This is a genomic window from Halonotius sp. GCM10025705 (assembly GCF_042662885.1).
In the GTDB taxonomy this organism is placed as follows: Archaea; Halobacteriota; Halobacteria; order Halobacteriales; family Haloferacaceae; genus Halonotius; species Halonotius aquaticus.
The window spans coordinates 1,779,234-1,796,008 of the sequence record NZ_JBHSZD010000001.1 but is presented as its reverse complement, the minus strand read 5'-3'; the positions used below and the strand labels follow the sequence as shown (position 1 = coordinate 1,796,008).

Sequence of the window (16,775 nt, the reverse complement as noted above, 5' to 3'; positions counted from 1 at the left end):
AGTCGATCACATTGCACTAATGAGAGCTCGGAGCTGACGAGGATATCAACCGGATAGACACCGATTCAATTCGTCCACTGGACGGTTCAGAGAAACTGGTCACTTGTGTAGTCGCTGTCGGCGGCGATCTGCCGCCGACGCGACGGCGTTGCCACTGGTCAACGCTCTTTCAGCTACCGAAGTTATCGCTTGAACCGATCGTCTGGAGGTTTGTTGGCTGGGACTGCCCTTCGGACGTTGAACGCTGCCCAGACGGCTCGGGTGAGCATTTCACAGAACTCAACGAAGGGCCATTTCCAGAGGCGACGCCCGCCACGGCGGGTCGTCGCCACAAATTCCCAGTGCACGTAACGCCAGACGTTCTGTAGGAGGAGACTCGTCACAAACAACAGATAGCGAAGGCCAGCGTCCCGAGAACTAGTCAGAGCGAGGCTCTCCTGAGCAAGTCGGTAGCTGGCTTCAATCCCGAAGCGTTTGCTGTAGTGTCTGCGTGCTTCGGCAGGCGTGTCGATGAACGGCGCGTCGACGGCGTAGCCGTGACGCGCCACGCCATGCTCGTCGTATCTGCCTTGTTGGTAGACGCAGTCGATGAATATCGGAAAGGTCACGCTGTCAGCAATGCTGTGCTGGATGATTCGACTCCAGCCGTTGTTGAGTTCTTCTTTGATTTCATCGCCCCATTTTACGATTGGCATGACGTAAGCGTAGTTGTACGCTGAGAGGAGGTCAATACAGTCGCTGTTGTAGAAACCACGGTCAAGGTAGACGGCCTTGACGCCGAGGTCAAGGCCGTCAAGGAGGGTGAGGAACTCTGTGAGGATATCACTGGTCGTCTCACCGTCGGTTACTTTTCGCAGAGCGAGCGTGTACCGCTTGTTGCGGACACGTGCGTAGAGTGTTGCGTACGCGTGGAAGGTAGTTGTTCCTCGTTTGGCCTCAGAGGAGTAGAGATGGGCTGTCTCGTCTTCGTTCCCGTAGTAGGGATCGAGGTGGAGGTCGGCGACGACCTCCACCGGTCGATTCGGAAGAACCTCGATGAGCTCCCGCTGAAGGAGCGTGTTTCCCGCGAGTTCGAGTGTTTCGAGGTCAAACTGATCGGTGAAATACTCACGAACAGTGTTATCGTGCGGTGAGTCATCAGTGGTCTCGCAGATATGTGTGATTGAGGTTCCGTCGGCGCATGCGCCGACGAGAACCTTGTAAAGCTCTGCTGGCGTTACTTCTACCTCTTCACCGAGGTCAAGCGGAAGTGTATCCTCAAGCCGGTTAACGACAAAATTAATCAGATGCTGTTCTTCTAATTCACTGTCTGCTTGGGGTTGTTGCACACCTCTTCCAAGCAGACCCGACTTCTAACCCGATGTGATCGACTGACTCTCGGGCGGACTCCTTGATGTCGACGGCGATGAGGTCGGCCGCGCTCATCTCGTTGAGACACTGGAGGCCGATGTGGCCCAGCCCGCCGATGCCGATGACGACCGCGGCGTCGCCGGGGTTGAGACCGTCGACGGCTTTTTTGCGGCGTGGTAGGCCGTGATCCCTGCGTCGGCATGTGGGGCGATGTCGGCGGGATCGACGCCGTCGGGTAGCGGGATCACCGCGCGTTCGCTGGTCAACAGTTCGTCGGCGAAGCCGCCGTCAGTCGTCAGCCCGTTGAACGCGTCGTTCTCACAGTACATCGTCTCGCCCTGCCGGCAGGGGCGACACGTCCCGCAGGTTTGGACGGGGTGACAGATCACCTGATCGCCCTCATCGACGAGGTCGACCTCGTCGCCGGTTTCGATGACGGTGCCGGCGTTTTCGTGGCCCAGCGTCATCGGCAGCGGCTGGGGGACGTACTGCTCCCACATCCCCTCGATGATGTGGTTGTCCGTCTGACACCAGCCCGCACCCTCGACGGCGACAACGACGCCGTCGCTTCGCGTCACCTGCGGCTTTTCGATCTCATCGATTGAGAGGCCCTGTGTCATGTCGTCGGTATACTCGTGTAATCGTGCGGCACGCATAGTCGGACTATTCTCGCCGAATCATAATAAATATTCATTAAGATTCGGCTTGAGTGATATGACGCGTCGGATTGGGAGCCAGTCACAATCCAAATTCCGGCGTGTTACGGTCTGACGAGCGTGTGAACGGGACACAAGGGGCGGGTCATTCCGCTATCCTTTTAGGCGCTCGTCGGAAAGCCAGGCTACAGTCTAGCGACGAGACAGACCGATGGACGGACTCACACTACTGATTCCGTCGTCGGTCGTCCGGGAAGCCGAGGACAAACGCGAGGCAACTCGCAAGCTCGGCTACGTTGCCCGTGCGGCAGCGGTCTTCCGGGCCGACCGACTCTGCGTCTTCCCCGACCGGGAGGGCGAACGTCGGTGGGGCGAAGCCTTCGTCCGCATCGTCCTGCAGTACGCCGCGACACCGCCGCACCTCAAAGACGAGGTGTGGGGAAAACGCGACGAACTGCAGTTTGCGGGCGTGCTTCCACCCTTGCGGGTCTCGTCGCAGACCACAGCCGATTCGTCCGAGTCGGCTGTCAACCAGGGAATCGTGACCGAGGTCGGACCTGAAGGCCGCGTCCGGGTCACTTGCGGACTGCAACACCCGATCTCTCTCGCCGTGCCGCCGTCGATGGCGACACCGGCTGAGGGGGAGCGCGTCACCGTCAGGATCTCTTCGAGAGAACCGGTTCGCGCGCGCCTCGTCGACGAGCCCACACCGGGCTTCGACGTGGCGACTGTGAACCTGTCGGCCGCCCTTGCCGACGCCGCCGGACGACGGATCGCCACCTCCCGCCTTGGACAGCAGCTGTCCATCGGGCGACTGGCCGAGTTCCGTCCCGACTACCGGGACGGGCTGACCGTCGCTTTCGGTGCGCCGGGCCGCGGGCTGCCGGAGATACTCGGGATCCCTCCCGAGGCAATCTCGGCTGCTGACGCAGCTGGGGCGTCCAAGCCATACGGCTTGGACGACGACCACGTCGACTCCGATCCGGGGTTCGACCGCTGGCTCAATACGATTCCGCGACAGGGCAGCGAGACGGTACGAACCGAGGAAGCGATGTTCGCGTCGCTCGGCTGCCTCACACTCACGGAGTAACCACATGCCACAACCAAGCAGACCACGCAAAGGCTCGCTGGGCTTTAGCCCCGCAAGCGTGCGGACTCGGAAGTCCCACGCATCCGCTCGTGGCCTGACGACGACGGCGCACCCGCGCCGCAGGGTTTCGCCGGCTACAAGGCCGGCATGACCCACGTTGTCATGGTCAACGACGAGGCGGACTCCTCGCGTGAAGGGATGGAGGAATCCGTTCCCGTCACGGTCGTCGAGGTACCGCCAATGCGGGCGGTCGCGCTCCGAGCCTACGAAGACACGCCGTACGGACAGAAGCCGGTTTCCGAGGTCTGGGCCACTGAGTTCCACGACGAACTCGACCGCGCCCTCGACCTGCCGGCCGAAGATACCTTCGAGAGCGACTCGGAGGCCCTTCGGAACGAACTCGACGCCGGGAACGTCGACGATCTGCGATTGATCACCCACACCGTTCCCGACGAGAGTCCAAACGTTCCGAAGAAGAAACCCGACATCATGGAGACACGCGTCGGCGGCGGCTCACTCAGCGAGCGCGCCGACTTCGCCCTCGAACTCCTCGAAGACGGCGGCGAACACAGCGTTGACGACGTGTTCCGCGCCGGCGAATACCTCGATGTTTCGGGAATCACGAAAGGGAAAGGCACCCAAGGCCCCGTCAAGCGATGGGGCGTCCAGAAACGGAAGGGCAAACACGCCCGTCAGGGATGGCGACGCCGGATCGGCAACCTCGGTCCGTGGAACCCCTCCCGCGTCCGTTCGACGGTGCCACAGCAAGGACAGACCGGCTACCAGCAGCGAACCGAGCTCAACAAACGCCTGATCGACATCGGCGACGGCGACGAGGCCAGCGTTGACGGCGGCTTCGTCAACCACGGCGAGGTCGACGGCAACTACGTGTTGATCAAGGGTTCACTGCCAGGGCCGAATCAACGGCTGCTGCGGTTCCGCCCGGCCATCCGGCCGAACGACCAGCCGCGCCTCGATCCCGAGGTTCGGTACGTCTCAACCGCATCCAATCAGGGCTAACTATGCAGGCAACAGTACGTGACCTGAACGGTGACGACGCCGGCTCGGTCGAGCTTCCGGAGGTCTTTGAGACCCATTTCCGTCCGGATCTCATCCAGCAGGCCGTTGTCGCCGCACAGGCAAACCGGAAACAGGCCTACGGTGCCGACGAGTTCGCCGGGCTGCGAACGCCCGCCGAATCGATGGGCAGCGGCCGCGGCATGTCTCACGACCCCCGACAGGATGGCGTCGTGAAACGCGTCCCCCACGCCGTTGGGGGCCGCCGTGCACACCCACCGAAGGCCGAGAAGGAACAGGGCAAATCGATCAACAAGCAGACACGACAGCTGGCAACGCGCTCCGCGCTTGCCGCCACGACCGACGCCGAGCGCGTCGCCGACCGTGGCCACGAGTTCGACGACGATCTCGACCTCCCGCTTGTCGTCAGCGACGAGTTCGAAGACCTCGTCAAAACCCAGGAGGTCGTCTCCCTGCTCGAAGCCCTCGGTGTCGCCGACGACATCGAGCGCGCCGACGAGGGGAAGACGATCCGTGCCGGCCAGGGAACGACCCGTGGCCGCAAATACCAGGAGCCAAAATCGATCCTCTTCGTGACCAGTGAGGAACCCTCGAAGGCCGCCCGCAACCTTGCGGGCGCTGACGTGGCGACCGCCCACGATGTCAACGTCGAGGATCTGGCCCCTGGTACCCACGCCGGCCGACTCACGATCTACACCGAAAGCGCGATCGCGGAGGTGGCCGACCGATGAACTCGGTGCTCGAACATCCGCTGGTCACCGAGAAGGCGATGGACGAGATGGACTTCGACAACAAACTCCAGTTCATCACCCACATCGACGCCGACAAGCCGGCAATCAGCGACGAGATCGAAGAACGGTACGACGTAACCGTCGTCGACATCAACACGCAGATCACGCCGGATGCCGAGAAGAAGGCGACGATCACGCTGAGCGAGGACGACGACGCAACCGAGATCGCCTCCAGAATCGGGGTGTTCTAAGATGGGACGACGAATTCAGGGACAACGACGCGGCCGTGGTGGCCCAACCTTCCGCGCGCCATCACACCGCTACAAAGCCGAACTGTCGCACAAGAAGTCCGAAGACACCGATACGATCTCTGGCGAGATCGTCGACATCGAGCACGATCCCGCTCGGAGTGCCCCCTCGCAGACGTGGAGTTCGAGGACGGCGACCGCCGCCTCATCCTCGCCCCTGAGGGCGTCACCGTCGGCGAGACGATTCAGGTCGGCGTCAGCGCAGAGATCAAACCTGGTAACACGCTGCCGCTGGGTGAGATCCCCGAGGGTGTGCTCGTCTGCAACGTCGAGAGCTCCCCGGCGACGGCGGGAAGTTCGCCCGTGCGACGGGCGTTTCCGCCCAGTTGATGACCCACGACCGCAACGTTGCGGTCATCCAGCTCCCAAGCGGTGAGGTCAAACGGCTCAACCCCGAGTGCCGCGCCACGATCGGCGTCGTCGCCGGCGGTGGCCGACCGAAAAGCCGTTTGTCAAAGCTGGCAACAAACATCACAAGATGAAGGCGCGCGGGACGAAGTACCCCCGCGTCCGTGGTGTTGCGATGAACGCCATCGACCACCCCTTCGGTGGCGGTGGCCGCCAACACCCCGGCAAGCCGAAATCGGTCTCGCGGGACGCCCCGCCGGGCCGGAAGGTCGGCGATATCGCCTCGAAACGTACCGGACGTGGCAGCACGGGAGGTAACTAATGAGTACTGAATACCGAACCGGCCGTGAAGGTGAGTTCACCTACCGCGGTCACACGCTCGACGAGCTGCAGGCAATGGAGCTTGACGAGGTTGCGGAACTGCTTCCCGCTCGACAGCGGCGCACCATCACCCGTGGACTGTCCGCGGAACACCAGAAGCTGCTGGCAAAAGCCAGAGACAGCACCGAAGAGGAGACGGCGAACAACCCGCTCCGAACCCACCTGCGGGACATGCCCGTCCTGCCGGAGTTCGTTGGGCTGACGTTCGCGGTCTACACCGGACAGAGCTTCGAGCGCGTCGAGGTCAAACCCGAGATGATCGGGCACTATCTCGGCGAGTTCCAGCTCACCCGGAGCTCGGTCGAGCACGGACAGGCCGGGATTGGCGCGACCCGCTCCTCAAAGTTCGTGCCGCTCAAATAACTATGGGAATCAACTACAGCGTCGAGGCCGACCCCGAGACCACCGCGAAAGCGATGCTTCGGGAGCGGCCCATCAGCCTGAAGCACAGCAAGGCCATCGCCCGCGAGATCAAGGGGATGCCCGTCAGCGAGGCTCTGGAGTACCTCGATGCGGTCATCGCCGAGGAGCGGTCGGTGCCGTTCAAACAGCACAACACCGGTGTCGGTCACCGCTCGGATATCGACGGCTGGGATGCCGGCCGCTACCCCGAGAAGGCCGCCAAGGACTTCAAGAAGCTCCTGATCAACGCCCGCAACAACGGCAGCGAGCAGGGCTTCGACGGCCCGGCCATGGAGATCGCCCACGTCGCCCCCCACAAGGTGGGCGAACAGCAGGGCCGTACCTCACGGGCCTTCGGCCGCGCCAGCCCCTCGAACACCACGCTCTGTGATGTTGAACTGGTGCTTGAATCACCGGAGGAGGAGAACTAATGGCCGACGAACAGCAGTTCATCGAAAACGGCCTCCAGCGCGCCCAGATTGACGAGTTCTTCCAAGAAGAGCTCGATCGGGCGGGCTACGGCGGCATGAACATCGCCAAAACGCCGATGGGCACCCAGATCGTCCTCAAAGCCGAGAAACCCGGTATGGTGATCGGCAAAGGTGGGAAGAACATCCGCAAGATCACCACCACCCTTACCGAGGATTTTGGCATGGACGACCCCCAAGTCGACGTCCAGGAAGTTGAGGAACCCGACCTCAACGCCCGGATCGTCGCCGACCGGCTGGCCAACGCCCTCGAGCGTGGCTGGTACTTCCGGAAAGCCGGTCACACCACGATCGACCGGATCATGGAAGCCGGCGCACTCGGCGCGGAGATCGTCCTCAGCGGGAAGGTCACGGGCGCACGCTCACGCGTGGAGAAGTTCAACCGTGGCTACATCAAACACAACGGCGAACCCGCCCAAGACGTGGTCGACGAAGGCCAGGGCGTCGCCGTGATGAAACTCGGCACGATCGGCGTGACCGTGAAGATCATCCCGCCGGGGGCAACCCTGCCCGACGACTTCGCCATCAACGAGGATGTCGAGGTCGACCCCGTCGAGCAGGCTGTTGCCGACACCGACGGCGAGAGCGTCGAGGAGCTCCTCGCCGGCGAGCCTGAGGATGACGACGCCGCACCCGTCGGCGACGACGAGGATGTCGAGGTGCCGGATGAGGATCCGGCCGAGGTCATCGACGAGGAGATCGTCGAGGAAGTCATCGATGACGCTGACGAGGCCGACGAGGCCGACGTTGACGACGAGGCAGCCGACGCCAGCGACGACGATGACGATGCGGCGGCCGACGCCGACGACGGCGACTCCGTTGCCGACGAAGACCTTGATGAGGATGTTGCCGAGGAGGCAGCCGACCTCGTCGAGGAGATGGAAGACGCCGACGACGATGCGGACACGGAGGCTGACCAATGACGATCATTCACCCCGAAGAACTCCGTGACATGACGGCCGCCGAGCGCGAAGTCGAGCTCGAAGAGCTCGAAACTGAGCTGCTCAACACGAAGGCGCTGCAGGCCGCCGGTGGCGTGCCTGAGGATCCGACCAAGCTCAAGAAGCTTCGGCGGGCGATCGCACGGATCAAGACGATCCAGCGAGAAGAAGGCGATCTCGACGACGACTAACAATGCCACTCACACCCGAGACACTCACGCGACACGAGCTCATCGGCGTCCCACTCCGGGTCGCCGACGCGCCCAACCCCGACCTTGTCGGGATCAGCGGCCGCATCGTCAGCGAGACGATGCAGACGTTCGTGGTTGCGACTGACTCGGGTGAGAAACGCGTCCCCAAGGCGGGGACAACCTTCGAGCTGGCACTCGATGTATCGACCGCTGACCAGACTGCAGGCGACACAGATGAAGCCGCTGCGGCCGGCGTGGCTGAGCCCACGACGGACACCCACTCGGGTGTTCGGCCGACCGCAGGGTCTCCGTTCGAACTCGGCGAGGATACTGCGGGGGTTCGCCCCCGTCAGTCTTGGCCGTCGGGATGTTCCGCAAACCCCTTCGCGGGTGGATGCGAGGACGGAGTCTACGTAACGGTGGATGGACACAGCGTGTGTGCGCGGCCTGCAGCGCGGACTGAACGCACAGGAGATTCGAAATGGCGATAGGACTTGACGTACCCATGCCTCCGGAACCAGAAAACCCGGAGGAGTATGACTACGAGACGTGTCCGTTCTACGGACAGCTACCCGTTCGAGGCCAGACCCGCAGTGGGACTGTTGTCTCGACGGATATGGCAAAGACCGTCATCGTCGAGCAGGAGTACGACGTGTTCGTGCCCAAATACGATCGGTATATGAAACGCCGATCCCGTATTCCGGCGCACGTACCCGGCGTACTCGACGGACTCGACGTTGGTGACGAAGTAACAATCGCGGAGACCCGCCCGCTGTCGAAGACGAAATCCCACGTTGTCGTCGCAACCGGAGGCGATGCCTGATGGAGGCCCTCAAAGCTGACGTGACCCAAGGCCTCGAAAAGGGCTCGCTGATTACGTGTGCCGACAACAGTGGGGCGCGCGAACTGCGCGTCATCAGCGTGGCTGGCTACTCCGGCACGAAGAATCGACACCCCAAAGCCGGGCTTGCCGACAAGGTGACCGTTTCGGTCACCAAGGGCACGCCCGAAATGCGCCGGCAGGTGCTGGAGGCGGTCGTCGTCCGCCAGCGCAAGCCGATCCGCAGACCCGACGGCATTCGCATGAAGTTCGAGGACAACGCGGCCGTCCTCATCGACGAAAACGAGGAGCCCCGCGGCACCGACATCAAGGGGCCCATCGCACGCGAAGTCGCCGAACGCTTCGGGAGCATCGCATCCACGGCGAGTATGATCGTATGACGACACAACCACACAAACAACGACAGGCCGACGCGACCGCGTCGCTCCACGAGCGACACACGCAGGTCATGGCCCCGTTGTCGAGCGACCTCCGCGAGGAGTACGATCGCCGCAGCGTCCGCGTCAACGCGGGCGACACCGTCGAGGTGCAGCGCGGCGATTTCGCCGGCACCGAGGGTGAGGTGCTGACTGTCGACCTCAAGGACGCTGTCATTCACGTCGAAGACGTGACTATCGAGACGGCCGACGGCGAAGAGGTTCCCCGGCCACTCGATGCCAGCAACGTCACCGTGACCGCGCTGACCCTTGAGGACGAGCGGCGCGAGGCCCGACTCAGCGGCGAGGAGGATAGCGCATGAGCAACCACCAGAAACGACTCTCAGTGCCGAACTCGTGGCCGGTCGAACGCAAGACCGAGAAATACACGGTCAAAGCAGGGGCTGGCCCCCACGGCGAAGACGGGGTGCCGCTGCTCGTGTTGCTGCGAGACGTGCTGGGGTATGTCGACTCCAAGAAGGAAGCGCGCTACGCGCTCAACCAGGATTCGATCCTCGTCAACGGCGATGCGATCAGCGACGAACGCCGACCGATCGGCATGTTCGACATCATCGCCTTCACCGAACGCGAGGAGTATTACCGGGTCTTCCCCGATGAGGGTGGCCGGCTTGCGCTGACGCCGATCGACGGCGACGCCGCCGGCAGCCGCCTCGGGAAGATCAGCCGAAAGGAGCAGGTCACTGGCGGCGACTTCCAGCGACGCTCCACGACGGCACCAACATCCGTGTCGAGGATGCCGGCGAGTACGCGACGAACGACTCGCTCGTCATCGACACCGACGACAAATCGATCGTCGCCCACTTCACCTACGAGGCGGGCGCGCTCGTCACCGCAGTCGACGGCCAACACGCCGGCGACATCGGCGAGATCGATGAGATCGTTGTCACACAGGGCAGCGGCTCCAACACGGTGTACGCGAACAACGAGAGCGGCGGCTTCGAGACGGTCGAAGAGTACGTCGTCGTCATCGACGAGAACTTCGTCGACGACGACAGCGAGTTCGCCGCCGGCAGCGACGCTGCCGACGACGATGCGGCTGACGATGTCGACGAGGAGGCTGATGCTGAATGAGCGAATCAGCAGCAGAGTTCCACCCGATGCGCCAGCCGCGGATCGAGAAGGTCGTCGTCCACATGGGCGTCGGCGAAGGTGGGCGTGAACTGCAGAACGCCCAGGAGATCCTCGAAGAGATCACCGGCCAGGAGAGCGTTCGCACGCTCGCCAAACGAACCGTCCAGGAGTACGAAATCCGCGAGGGCGATCCGATCGGTGCGAAGACGACGCTCCGCGACGAGGCCGCCGAGGCCTTCCTGGAGACGGCGTTGCCGCTTGCTGATATCTCCCAAAGTCAGTTTGACGACACCGGGAACATCAGCTTCGGGATCGCCGAACACACCGAGTTCCCGAGCCAGGAGTACGACCCACAGATCGGCATCTACGGCCTTGACGTGACTGTCACGCTCGTCCGGCCGGGCTACCGGGTCTCGAAACGTGATCGGGAGACGCGGTCGATCCCGTCCAAACACCGGATGACCCCCGAGGACGCAACGGCGTACCTCGAATCCGAATTTGACGTGGAGGTCGACGAATGAGCCAGAGCGAACAGACAAGCGACGACAGCGAGGAGACAACCACGGACGCCGCCGACACCGAGACCGGCCAGCAGCTTGAGTGCCGCCGGTGTGAGCGCAAACAGGGGCTTGTCGGGAAGTACGACATCAACCTCTGTCGGCAGTGTTTCCGTGAGGTCGCCCGCGATATGGGATTCAGGAAGTACAGCTAACTATGGCAGGTAACGATCCACTGGCCAGCGCGCTGTCCGGCATCGATAACGCCGAGAGCGTCGGCCACCTTGGTATCACGGTAGCACCCGCCTCGAACACCATCGGCTCCATCCTTGAGGTCTTCTACGACCGAGGATACATCGACGGCTTCGAGTTCGTCGACAACGGCAAAGCCGGCGAGTTCGAGGTCGAACTGAAAGGCGCGATCAACGAATGTGGCATCGTCAAACCCCGCTACTCGGTTGGGGCAGACGGCTATGAGAAATGGGAGAAGCGGTTCCTCCCGGCCCGCGATTACGGCTCTCTCATCGTCACAACGAGCCACGGCGTCATGAGCCACTACGAGGCCCGCGAACAGGGCATCGGTGGCCAAGTGATCGCATACGTCTACTAACAATGACCAGTACAACAATCGAACTTCCGGACGACGTCTCCGCGACGGTCGATCATCTCGACCTCACCGTCGAGGGCCCCGATGGCAGCGTCTCACGCCGCCTCTGGTACCCTGATATCGACGTGAGCGTCGAGGGCGACGCAGTCGTCATTGCGACCGACGTTGAGGACGCCAAGACCACCGCGACGGTCGGCACCTTCGAGAGCCACGTTCGCAACATGGTTCACGGCGTCACCGACGGCTGGGAGTACAAGATGGAAGTCCACTACGCCCACTTCCCGATGCAGGTCGATGTCGATGGCGACGAGGTCGTCATCGAGAACTTCCTTGGGGAGAAGGCGGCACGACGGACGCCGATCCGCGGCGACACGGACGTACAGATCGACGGCGAGGAGATCACCCTGACGGGCTCCGATAAGGAAGCTGTCGGGCAGACCGCCGCCGATATCGAACAGCTGACGAAGGTCACCGACAAGGACAACCGCGTCTTCCAGGACGGGGTTTACATCGTCGAGAAGCCGGCGAAGGCAGGAGGTGCCTAAGATGGCTGACGACGCCCCCGAAACCCTCGAAGACATCAGCGGTGTCGGCCCCTCGAAGGCTGACGCGCTGCGCGAGGCCGGCTATGAGTCCGTCGCGGACATCCAGGCCGCCAGTCAGGGCGAACTCAGCGAGGTCGACGGCGTTGGCAACGCCTTAGCGGCGCGAATCAAAGCCGGCGTCGGCGACCTCGAAGTCAGCGAGGAAACCGAGGCCGAAGTCGAAGACGACACCGAGGAGGAGGCCGCCGAGGCTGACTCCGACGAGGCTGTCGAAACCGAACTGCAGGCTCGTGGCCACGCTGACAAGACGCCCGATCTTGACGAGGAGACCGAATCAGCACTCGCCCAGAAGCGACGTGAGGGCAAACCCGCCTTCAAGCGAGATGACTACCACATGAAAAAGCGCACGCCGGAATCCTGGCGCGCGCCGCGTGGGACGCTCTCGAAACAGCGACGCGGCATGAAGAGCCGCGGCCCGAAGGTCGCCCCTGGCTTCCGATCGCCGAAAGCCGCCCGTGGGCTCCACCCCAGTGGCTTCGAGGAAGTCCGTGTCCACAACACCGATGACCTCGACGACGTTGATGGCGACACCCAAGCAGTACGGATCGCCAGCAAGGTCGGCGAGCGGAAGCGTGAACGGATCGAGGAGATCTGTGAAGACGAGGAGATCCGCGTGCTGAACCCAACCTACATCGAAGTGGAGGTCGAATCCGATGACTGATCTTGGTTCCCAGAAGCGGCTGGCCGCTGACATCCTCGATGTTGGCGAAAACCGCGTCTGGCTCGATCCCGGCGAACAAGAAGAGATCGCCGAAGCGATCACCCGCGACGACATCCGCGAGCTCGTCGATGAGGGGATCATTCGGGCGAAAGACGCGAAGACGAACTCCCGTGGCCGCGCACGCGAACGTGCCGAAAAGCGTTCCTACGGCCACCAGACCGGCGCCGGCTCCCGCAAAGGGAAATCCGGGGCCCGTGAGGCACGGAAGGACGACTGGGTCGCCCGCATTCGCGCCCAGCGCGCCCGCCTCAAGGAGCTTCGCGAGGACGGAACGATCGACCGAACACAGTACCGCGAGCTGTACAACAAAGCCAGCGGTGGCGAGTTTGACAGTGTTGACCGGCTGGAAGCGTACGTGCGAACGAACTACGGCATTGAGGTGAACGCATAATGGCAACTGGACCACGATACAGCGTGCCGATGCGCCGCCGCCGTGAGGGTCGCACTGATTACCACCAGCGGTTGCGCCTGTTGAAATCCGGCAATCCCCGTCTGGTCGCTCGGACGAGCAACAGCCACGTCAGGGCGCAGCTGATCACCACCGGCCCCAACGGCGATATCACCCACGTTGCCGCCACAAGCGAGGAGCTCGACGACTACGGCTGGGAGGCCCCAACGGGCAACGTTCCCAGCGCGTATCTGACCGGGTACCTCTTGGGCAGCCGCGCGGTCGCGGAGGGCCACAGCGAGGCCGTCCTCGACATCGGGCTGCACACGGCAACGCCGGGTAACAAGGTGTTTTCGGTACAGGAAGGAGCGATCGACGCGGGCCTCGAAATCCCCCACAGCGACGACGTCTTGGCTGACTGGTCGCGCAATCGCGGCGAGCATATCGCCGACTACGCCGAGCAGCTCGACGAGCCGCTCTACAGCGGGGATTTCGACGCCACGGAACTACCTGAGCACTTCGACGATGTGCTCGAGACACTGCAGGAGGACGCATGAGCCAAAGTAACAACGACGGCTGGGAACCGCGCACGCGGCTCGGCCGCAAGGTACAGGACGGCGATATCACGACGATGGATCAGGCCATGGAGTCCGGCCTCCCGCTGAAGGAGCCGGAACTCGTCGACCAACTCCTGCCGGGACTGGAAGATGAGGTGCTTGACATCAACATGGTTCAGCGGATGACCGACTCGGGGCGCCGGGTCAAATTCCGTTGTGTCTGTGTCATCGGCAACCGTGATGGCTATCTCGGCTACGCCCAGGCCCGCGACGAGCAGGTCGGCGGTGCCATCGAGAAAGCCATCGACGTCGCCAAGATGAACATCATCAAGGTCGACCGTGGCTCGGGGTCTTGGGAGGACTCCGCCGGTGGCGTCAACTCCCTGACCCGGACGGCCGAAGGGAAGGCCGGCTCGGTGACCGTCCAGATCAAGCCCGCCCCACAGGGGCTGGGATTGGCCGCGGCCGAAACCGTCCGGCACATCCTTGAGCTCGCCGGTGTCCAGGACGCCTGGACACAGTCGCACGGCAACACCCGGACGACGCTCAATCTCGCCAAGGCAACCTACAACGCCCTGGAGAACGCCGGAGAGGCGCGGACACCACAGCGCGCACAAGCGGTGCAACAGGAGGCCAACGAATAATGCAAGCGATCGTTCAGCTCCGCGGTGAGGTCAACATGTCACAGGGCGTGCGTGACACCCTGGAGATGCTGAATCTCCACAGCAGCAACCACGTCACGTTTGTGCCCGAGACCGACGCCTACCGCGGCATGATCACGAAGGTCAACGACTACGTGGCCTTCGGCGAACCAAGCGTCGAGACGGTGGCCACGCTGCTGCGTCGCCGCGGTGAGCCCGAGACGGGCGACGGCGACGTTGACGACGCGTGGGTCGCCGACAACACCGATTACGCCGATGTCGACGCGCTTGCCGAAGCCCTCGTCGACGAAGAGACGACGCTTCGCGAGGAAGGCCTCGCCCCGGTCGTCCGACTGCACCCGCCACGCGGCGGTCACGACGGCATCAAACACCCGGTCATCGAGGGCGGCCAGCTGGGTCGCCATGAGACCGAGGATATCGACGCGCTGCTGGAGGCGATGCGATAATGGGATCGAAAAAACGCAGACAACGCGGCTCCCGCACCCACAGCGGCGGCTCCCACAAAAACCGGCGCGGTGCCGGCCACCGTGGCGGCCGCGGTCGCGCGGGTCGTGACAAACACGAGTTCCACAACTACGAGCCGATCGGCAAACACGGCTTCACCCGACCGGATTCGCTGCAGGATTCGGTTGCGGAGATCAGCGTCCAGAAACTCGATGAGGACGCGGCACTGCTGGCGGCCGACGGCGTCGCGGAGACCGACGGTGACGCCTACGTCATCGACGCCCGCGACGTTGCCGACGCCGGCCACGATGTCGATGTGGTGAAGGTACTCGGCGACGGCCAGGTTCGCAACGAACTGGTCGTCACCGCCGACGCCTTCAGTGCCGACGCGGTGGCACTCATTGAGGAGGCTGGCGGCGCGGCGGAACTCACCGAAGCAGGCCAGAAAGCGGAAGATGTAAACGACGACTCTGACGAGGCATAACACATGGGTTGGAAGGAGGCCGCCGAACCGGTTCTCACCCGCATGCCGACAGTGGCACGGCCGGAAGGCCACGTGCCGTTCAAACGGAAGCTCCTGTGGACAGCGAGTGTCCTCATGGTGTATTTCTTCCTGACGAACATCCAGCTGTTCGGCTTGGGTGGCCAAGGCAGCGACATCTTCGGACAGTTCCGCTCGATCATCGCCGGCGGGCAGGGCTCAGTCCTGCAGGTCGGGATCGGCCCGATCGTCACCGCCTCGATCGTCTTGCAGCTGCTCGGTGGTGCGAACCTCCTTGGCCTTGATACGGAGAATGATCCACGCGATCAGATCCTCTATCAGGGGCTCCAGAAGTTCCTCGTCGTCGTCATGACGGCACTGACCGCCGCGCCGATGGTGTTCAGCGGCGGCTTCCTCCCAGCGAATCAAGCCCTTGGCCAATCGCTTGGGGTTGGCACCTTCGGGGTGCAGCTGATCATCTTCGCGCAGGTGTTCGTTGGCGGTATCCTCATCCTGTTTTTGGATGAGATCGTCAGCAAATGGGGGTCGGCTCCGGTGTCGGTCTCTTCATTATCGCCGGCGTGAGCCAACAGCTCATCGGTGGGATCCTCAGCTGGCAGGGCCTCGGCACGACAACCGGGATCCTTGCGAGTTGGTACGGGATTCTCTTTGGTGACCTCTCGCTTGGGCCGACGTTTACCGGCCAGTGGTTCCAGAGCATCCTGTTTGATCCGGGGAGCATTCTGGCGTTGTTCACGACGCTGTTGATCTTCGTGATCGTCGTCTACGCCGAATCGGTGCGGGTTGAGATCCCGCTGAGCCACACCCGCGTTCGCGGGGCCCGTGGCCGATTCCCGGTGAAGCTGATCTACGCGAGCGTCCTGCCGATGATCCTCGTGCGGGCGTTGCAGGCGAACATCCAGTTCGTCGGCCAGATCCTCTACAGCCAGCTTGGCAACGGACTGCCGGCGATCCTCGGCCAGTACAGCGACGGCCAGCCGATCGGCGGGCTGTTTTACTACCTCGCGCCGATCCAGTCGCGGCAGGATTGGATGTGGTTCCTCGGGCTGACGCCCGGCGGGATCGACCCTTGGCAGATCGGGATTCGGGTCGGGATCGACCTGATCTTCATGATCGTCGGCGGCGCGATCTTTGCGATCTTCTGGGTCGAAACCACCGGGATGGGCCCGGAGGCGACCGCCGAGCAGATTCAAGACTCGGGGATGCAGATCCCTGGCTTCCGGCGAAACCCGCAGGTCGTCGAGAAGGTCATGGAGCGGTACATCCCGCAGGTGACCGTTATCGGCGGCGCGCTGGTCGGCCTGCTTGCGGTGATGGCGAACATGCTCGGCACCATCGGGAATGTCTCTGGCACTGGGCTGCTGCTGACGGTCTCCATTACGTACAAGCTCTACGAGGAGATCGCCGAAGAGCAGCTCATGGAGATGCATCCGATGATGCGCCAGATGTTCGGCAACGAGTAGCCGCCATACCGATTTTCGGCCTCGATTTTTCCCGCTGCTTCTGATACAACACCGGT

General features: G+C 63.0%; 23 protein-coding genes and 5 pseudogenes. 26 read left to right on the top strand and 2 right to left on the bottom strand.

Annotation, left to right across the window (positions count from 1 at the left end; all coding sequences use genetic code 11):
- Nucleotides 1-182 precede the first annotated feature (182 nt).
- Both ACFQJB_RS10085 and ACFQJB_RS10080 read right to left on the bottom strand, forming a co-directional pair.
- A complete protein-coding gene (locus ACFQJB_RS10085; protein ID WP_379726828.1) occupies nucleotides 183-1,328 on the bottom strand; it encodes an ISH3 family transposase in 1,146 nt (381 codons plus the stop codon).
- Between the two features lie 28 nt (nucleotides 1,329-1,356).
- Nucleotides 1,357-2,006 (bottom strand): annotated as a pseudogene (locus tag ACFQJB_RS10080) (alcohol dehydrogenase catalytic domain-containing protein); the annotation flags it as partial.
- A gap of 211 nt (nucleotides 2,007-2,217) precedes the next feature.
- Here ACFQJB_RS10080 and ACFQJB_RS10075 point away from each other — a divergent pair.
- From ACFQJB_RS10075 to secY, 26 genes and pseudogenes are all read left to right on the top strand, one after another.
- Nucleotides 2,218-3,096 carry a putative RNA uridine N3 methyltransferase gene (locus tag ACFQJB_RS10075; RefSeq protein WP_379726825.1) on the top strand — a complete coding sequence of 293 codons (879 nt, stop codon included), beginning with the start codon at nucleotides 2,218-2,220 and terminating at the stop codon, nucleotides 3,094-3,096.
- A 4-nt stretch (nucleotides 3,097-3,100) separates the two neighbouring features.
- A pseudogene (locus ACFQJB_RS10070) lies at nucleotides 3,101-4,116 on the top strand (50S ribosomal protein L3).
- A 2-nt stretch (nucleotides 4,117-4,118) separates the two neighbouring features.
- A complete protein-coding gene (gene rpl4p / locus ACFQJB_RS10065; RefSeq protein WP_379726822.1) occupies nucleotides 4,119-4,865 on the top strand; it encodes a 50S ribosomal protein L4 in 747 nt (248 codons plus the stop codon).
- Entirely contained in the window at nucleotides 4,862-5,116 is a 255-nt protein-coding gene (locus tag ACFQJB_RS10060) for a 50S ribosomal protein L23 (RefSeq protein WP_379726819.1), read from the top strand. Before rpl4p ends, ACFQJB_RS10060 begins: the two co-directional genes overlap by 4 nt.
- A 174-nt stretch (nucleotides 5,117-5,290) precedes the next feature.
- Entirely contained in the window at nucleotides 5,291-5,503 is a 213-nt protein-coding gene (locus tag ACFQJB_RS10055; protein ID WP_379726816.1) for a hypothetical protein, read from the top strand.
- Nucleotides 5,503-5,843: pseudogene (locus ACFQJB_RS10050) on the top strand (hypothetical protein). Before ACFQJB_RS10055 ends, ACFQJB_RS10050 begins: the two are co-directional and overlap by 1 nt.
- Entirely contained in the window at nucleotides 5,843-6,265 is a 423-nt protein-coding gene (locus tag ACFQJB_RS10045) for a 30S ribosomal protein S19 (protein ID WP_379726813.1), read from the top strand. Before ACFQJB_RS10050 ends, ACFQJB_RS10045 begins: the two are co-directional and overlap by 1 nt.
- 2 nt (nucleotides 6,266-6,267) lie before the next feature.
- Entirely contained in the window at nucleotides 6,268-6,735 is a 468-nt protein-coding gene (locus tag ACFQJB_RS10040) for a 50S ribosomal protein L22 (protein WP_379726810.1), read from the top strand.
- Nucleotides 6,735-7,715, top strand: coding sequence for a 30S ribosomal protein S3 (locus ACFQJB_RS10035; protein WP_379726807.1), 981 nt, complete (start codon nucleotides 6,735-6,737; stop codon nucleotides 7,713-7,715). Before ACFQJB_RS10040 ends, ACFQJB_RS10035 begins: the two co-directional genes overlap by 1 nt.
- Complete coding sequence (gene rpmC, locus ACFQJB_RS10030; RefSeq protein ID WP_379726804.1) at nucleotides 7,712-7,924, top strand: 50S ribosomal protein L29; 213 nt, start codon at nucleotides 7,712-7,714, stop codon at nucleotides 7,922-7,924. The genes ACFQJB_RS10035 and rpmC overlap by 4 nt, the downstream gene beginning before the upstream one ends.
- A 2-nt stretch (nucleotides 7,925-7,926) precedes the next feature.
- Nucleotides 7,927-8,415: a ribonuclease P protein component 1 gene (locus ACFQJB_RS10025; RefSeq protein ID WP_379726801.1), complete on the top strand. Its 489-nt coding sequence runs from the start codon at nucleotides 7,927-7,929 to the stop codon at nucleotides 8,413-8,415.
- Complete coding sequence (locus ACFQJB_RS10020) at nucleotides 8,406-8,747, top strand: 30S ribosomal protein S17 (protein ID WP_379726798.1); 342 nt, start codon at nucleotides 8,406-8,408, stop codon at nucleotides 8,745-8,747. Before ACFQJB_RS10025 ends, ACFQJB_RS10020 begins: the two co-directional genes overlap by 10 nt.
- On the top strand, nucleotides 8,747-9,145 hold the full coding sequence (locus ACFQJB_RS10015) for a 50S ribosomal protein L14 (protein WP_120084042.1): 399 nt from the start codon (nucleotides 8,747-8,749) through the stop codon (nucleotides 9,143-9,145). Before ACFQJB_RS10020 ends, ACFQJB_RS10015 begins: the two co-directional genes overlap by 1 nt.
- Entirely contained in the window at nucleotides 9,142-9,504 is a 363-nt protein-coding gene (rplX, locus tag ACFQJB_RS10010) for a 50S ribosomal protein L24 (RefSeq protein ID WP_379726795.1), read from the top strand. The genes ACFQJB_RS10015 and rplX overlap by 4 nt, the downstream gene beginning before the upstream one ends.
- A pseudogene (locus ACFQJB_RS10005) lies at nucleotides 9,501-10,273 on the top strand (30S ribosomal protein S4e). Before rplX ends, ACFQJB_RS10005 begins: the two are co-directional and overlap by 4 nt.
- Nucleotides 10,270-10,794 carry a 50S ribosomal protein L5 gene (locus tag ACFQJB_RS10000; RefSeq protein ID WP_379726792.1) on the top strand — a complete coding sequence of 175 codons (525 nt, stop codon included), beginning with the start codon at nucleotides 10,270-10,272 and terminating at the stop codon, nucleotides 10,792-10,794. Before ACFQJB_RS10005 ends, ACFQJB_RS10000 begins: the two are co-directional and overlap by 4 nt.
- On the top strand, nucleotides 10,791-10,985 hold the full coding sequence (locus ACFQJB_RS09995) for a 30S ribosomal protein S14 (protein ID WP_120103452.1): 195 nt from the start codon (nucleotides 10,791-10,793) through the stop codon (nucleotides 10,983-10,985). Before ACFQJB_RS10000 ends, ACFQJB_RS09995 begins: the two co-directional genes overlap by 4 nt.
- Nucleotides 10,986-10,987: 2 nt before the next feature.
- On the top strand, nucleotides 10,988-11,380 hold the full coding sequence (locus tag ACFQJB_RS09990) for a 30S ribosomal protein S8 (protein ID WP_379726789.1): 393 nt from the start codon (nucleotides 10,988-10,990) through the stop codon (nucleotides 11,378-11,380).
- A 2-nt stretch (nucleotides 11,381-11,382) separates the two neighbouring features.
- On the top strand, nucleotides 11,383-11,922 hold the full coding sequence (locus ACFQJB_RS09985) for a 50S ribosomal protein L6 (protein ID WP_379726786.1): 540 nt from the start codon (nucleotides 11,383-11,385) through the stop codon (nucleotides 11,920-11,922).
- A 1-nt stretch (nucleotide 11,923) separates the two neighbouring features.
- A complete protein-coding gene (locus ACFQJB_RS09980; RefSeq protein ID WP_379726783.1) occupies nucleotides 11,924-12,643 on the top strand; it encodes a 50S ribosomal protein L32e in 720 nt (239 codons plus the stop codon).
- Nucleotides 12,636-13,094: a 50S ribosomal protein L19e gene (locus tag ACFQJB_RS09975; RefSeq protein ID WP_120103448.1), complete on the top strand. Its 459-nt coding sequence runs from the start codon at nucleotides 12,636-12,638 to the stop codon at nucleotides 13,092-13,094. Before ACFQJB_RS09980 ends, ACFQJB_RS09975 begins: the two co-directional genes overlap by 8 nt.
- The gene (locus ACFQJB_RS09970) at nucleotides 13,094-13,648 is read left to right on the top strand and encodes a 50S ribosomal protein L18 (protein WP_379726780.1); all 555 of its coding nucleotides are present in this window, start codon (nucleotides 13,094-13,096) and stop codon (nucleotides 13,646-13,648) included. Before ACFQJB_RS09975 ends, ACFQJB_RS09970 begins: the two co-directional genes overlap by 1 nt.
- A complete protein-coding gene (locus ACFQJB_RS09965; protein WP_120103446.1) occupies nucleotides 13,645-14,292 on the top strand; it encodes a 30S ribosomal protein S5 in 648 nt (215 codons plus the stop codon). Before ACFQJB_RS09970 ends, ACFQJB_RS09965 begins: the two co-directional genes overlap by 4 nt.
- A complete protein-coding gene (rpmD, locus tag ACFQJB_RS09960) occupies nucleotides 14,292-14,756 on the top strand; it encodes a 50S ribosomal protein L30 (RefSeq protein WP_379726777.1) in 465 nt (154 codons plus the stop codon). Before ACFQJB_RS09965 ends, rpmD begins: the two co-directional genes overlap by 1 nt.
- Nucleotides 14,756-15,238, top strand: coding sequence for an uL15m family ribosomal protein (locus ACFQJB_RS09955; RefSeq protein ID WP_379726774.1), 483 nt, complete (start codon nucleotides 14,756-14,758; stop codon nucleotides 15,236-15,238). Before rpmD ends, ACFQJB_RS09955 begins: the two co-directional genes overlap by 1 nt.
- Nucleotides 15,239-15,241: 3 nt before the next feature.
- Nucleotides 15,242-16,719: pseudogene (gene secY, locus ACFQJB_RS09950) on the top strand (preprotein translocase subunit SecY).
- Nucleotides 16,720-16,775 lie beyond the last annotated feature (56 nt).

Bases quoted from the DNA above. Each gene is read 5' to 3' on its own strand.
- ACFQJB_RS09995 (WP_120103452.1), top strand. From the start codon at position 10,791: ATGAGCCAGAGCGAACAGACAAGCGACGACAGCGAGGAGACAACCACG.
- ACFQJB_RS10015 (WP_120084042.1), top strand. From the start codon at position 8,747: ATGGAGGCCCTCAAAGCTGACGTGACCCAAGGCCTCGAAAAGGGCTCG.
- ACFQJB_RS10075 (WP_379726825.1), top strand. From the start codon at position 2,218: ATGGACGGACTCACACTACTGATTCCGTCGTCGGTCGTCCGGGAAGCC.
- ACFQJB_RS10040 (WP_379726810.1), top strand. From the start codon at position 6,268: ATGGGAATCAACTACAGCGTCGAGGCCGACCCCGAGACCACCGCGAAA.
- ACFQJB_RS10035 (WP_379726807.1), top strand. From the start codon at position 6,735: ATGGCCGACGAACAGCAGTTCATCGAAAACGGCCTCCAGCGCGCCCAG.
- rpmD (WP_379726777.1), top strand. From the start codon at position 14,292: ATGCAAGCGATCGTTCAGCTCCGCGGTGAGGTCAACATGTCACAGGGC.
- ACFQJB_RS09990 (WP_379726789.1), top strand. From the start codon at position 10,988: ATGGCAGGTAACGATCCACTGGCCAGCGCGCTGTCCGGCATCGATAAC.
- ACFQJB_RS10045 (WP_379726813.1), top strand. From the start codon at position 5,843: ATGAGTACTGAATACCGAACCGGCCGTGAAGGTGAGTTCACCTACCGC.
- ACFQJB_RS09970 (WP_379726780.1), top strand. From the start codon at position 13,094: ATGGCAACTGGACCACGATACAGCGTGCCGATGCGCCGCCGCCGTGAG.
- rpmC (WP_379726804.1), top strand. From the start codon at position 7,712: ATGACGATCATTCACCCCGAAGAACTCCGTGACATGACGGCCGCCGAG.
- ACFQJB_RS10020 (WP_379726798.1), top strand. From the start codon at position 8,406: ATGGCGATAGGACTTGACGTACCCATGCCTCCGGAACCAGAAAACCCG.
- ACFQJB_RS09980 (WP_379726783.1), top strand. From the start codon at position 11,924: ATGGCTGACGACGCCCCCGAAACCCTCGAAGACATCAGCGGTGTCGGC.
- ACFQJB_RS10025 (WP_379726801.1), top strand. From the start codon at position 7,927: ATGCCACTCACACCCGAGACACTCACGCGACACGAGCTCATCGGCGTC.
- ACFQJB_RS09955 (WP_379726774.1), top strand. From the start codon at position 14,756: ATGGGATCGAAAAAACGCAGACAACGCGGCTCCCGCACCCACAGCGGC.
- ACFQJB_RS09975 (WP_120103448.1), top strand. From the start codon at position 12,636: ATGACTGATCTTGGTTCCCAGAAGCGGCTGGCCGCTGACATCCTCGAT.
- rpl4p (WP_379726822.1), top strand. From the start codon at position 4,119: ATGCAGGCAACAGTACGTGACCTGAACGGTGACGACGCCGGCTCGGTC.
- ACFQJB_RS10060 (WP_379726819.1), top strand. From the start codon at position 4,862: ATGAACTCGGTGCTCGAACATCCGCTGGTCACCGAGAAGGCGATGGAC.
- ACFQJB_RS10000 (WP_379726792.1), top strand. From the start codon at position 10,270: ATGAGCGAATCAGCAGCAGAGTTCCACCCGATGCGCCAGCCGCGGATC.
- rplX (WP_379726795.1), top strand. From the start codon at position 9,142: ATGACGACACAACCACACAAACAACGACAGGCCGACGCGACCGCGTCG.
- ACFQJB_RS09965 (WP_120103446.1), top strand. From the start codon at position 13,645: ATGAGCCAAAGTAACAACGACGGCTGGGAACCGCGCACGCGGCTCGGC.
- ACFQJB_RS09985 (WP_379726786.1), top strand. From the start codon at position 11,383: ATGACCAGTACAACAATCGAACTTCCGGACGACGTCTCCGCGACGGTC.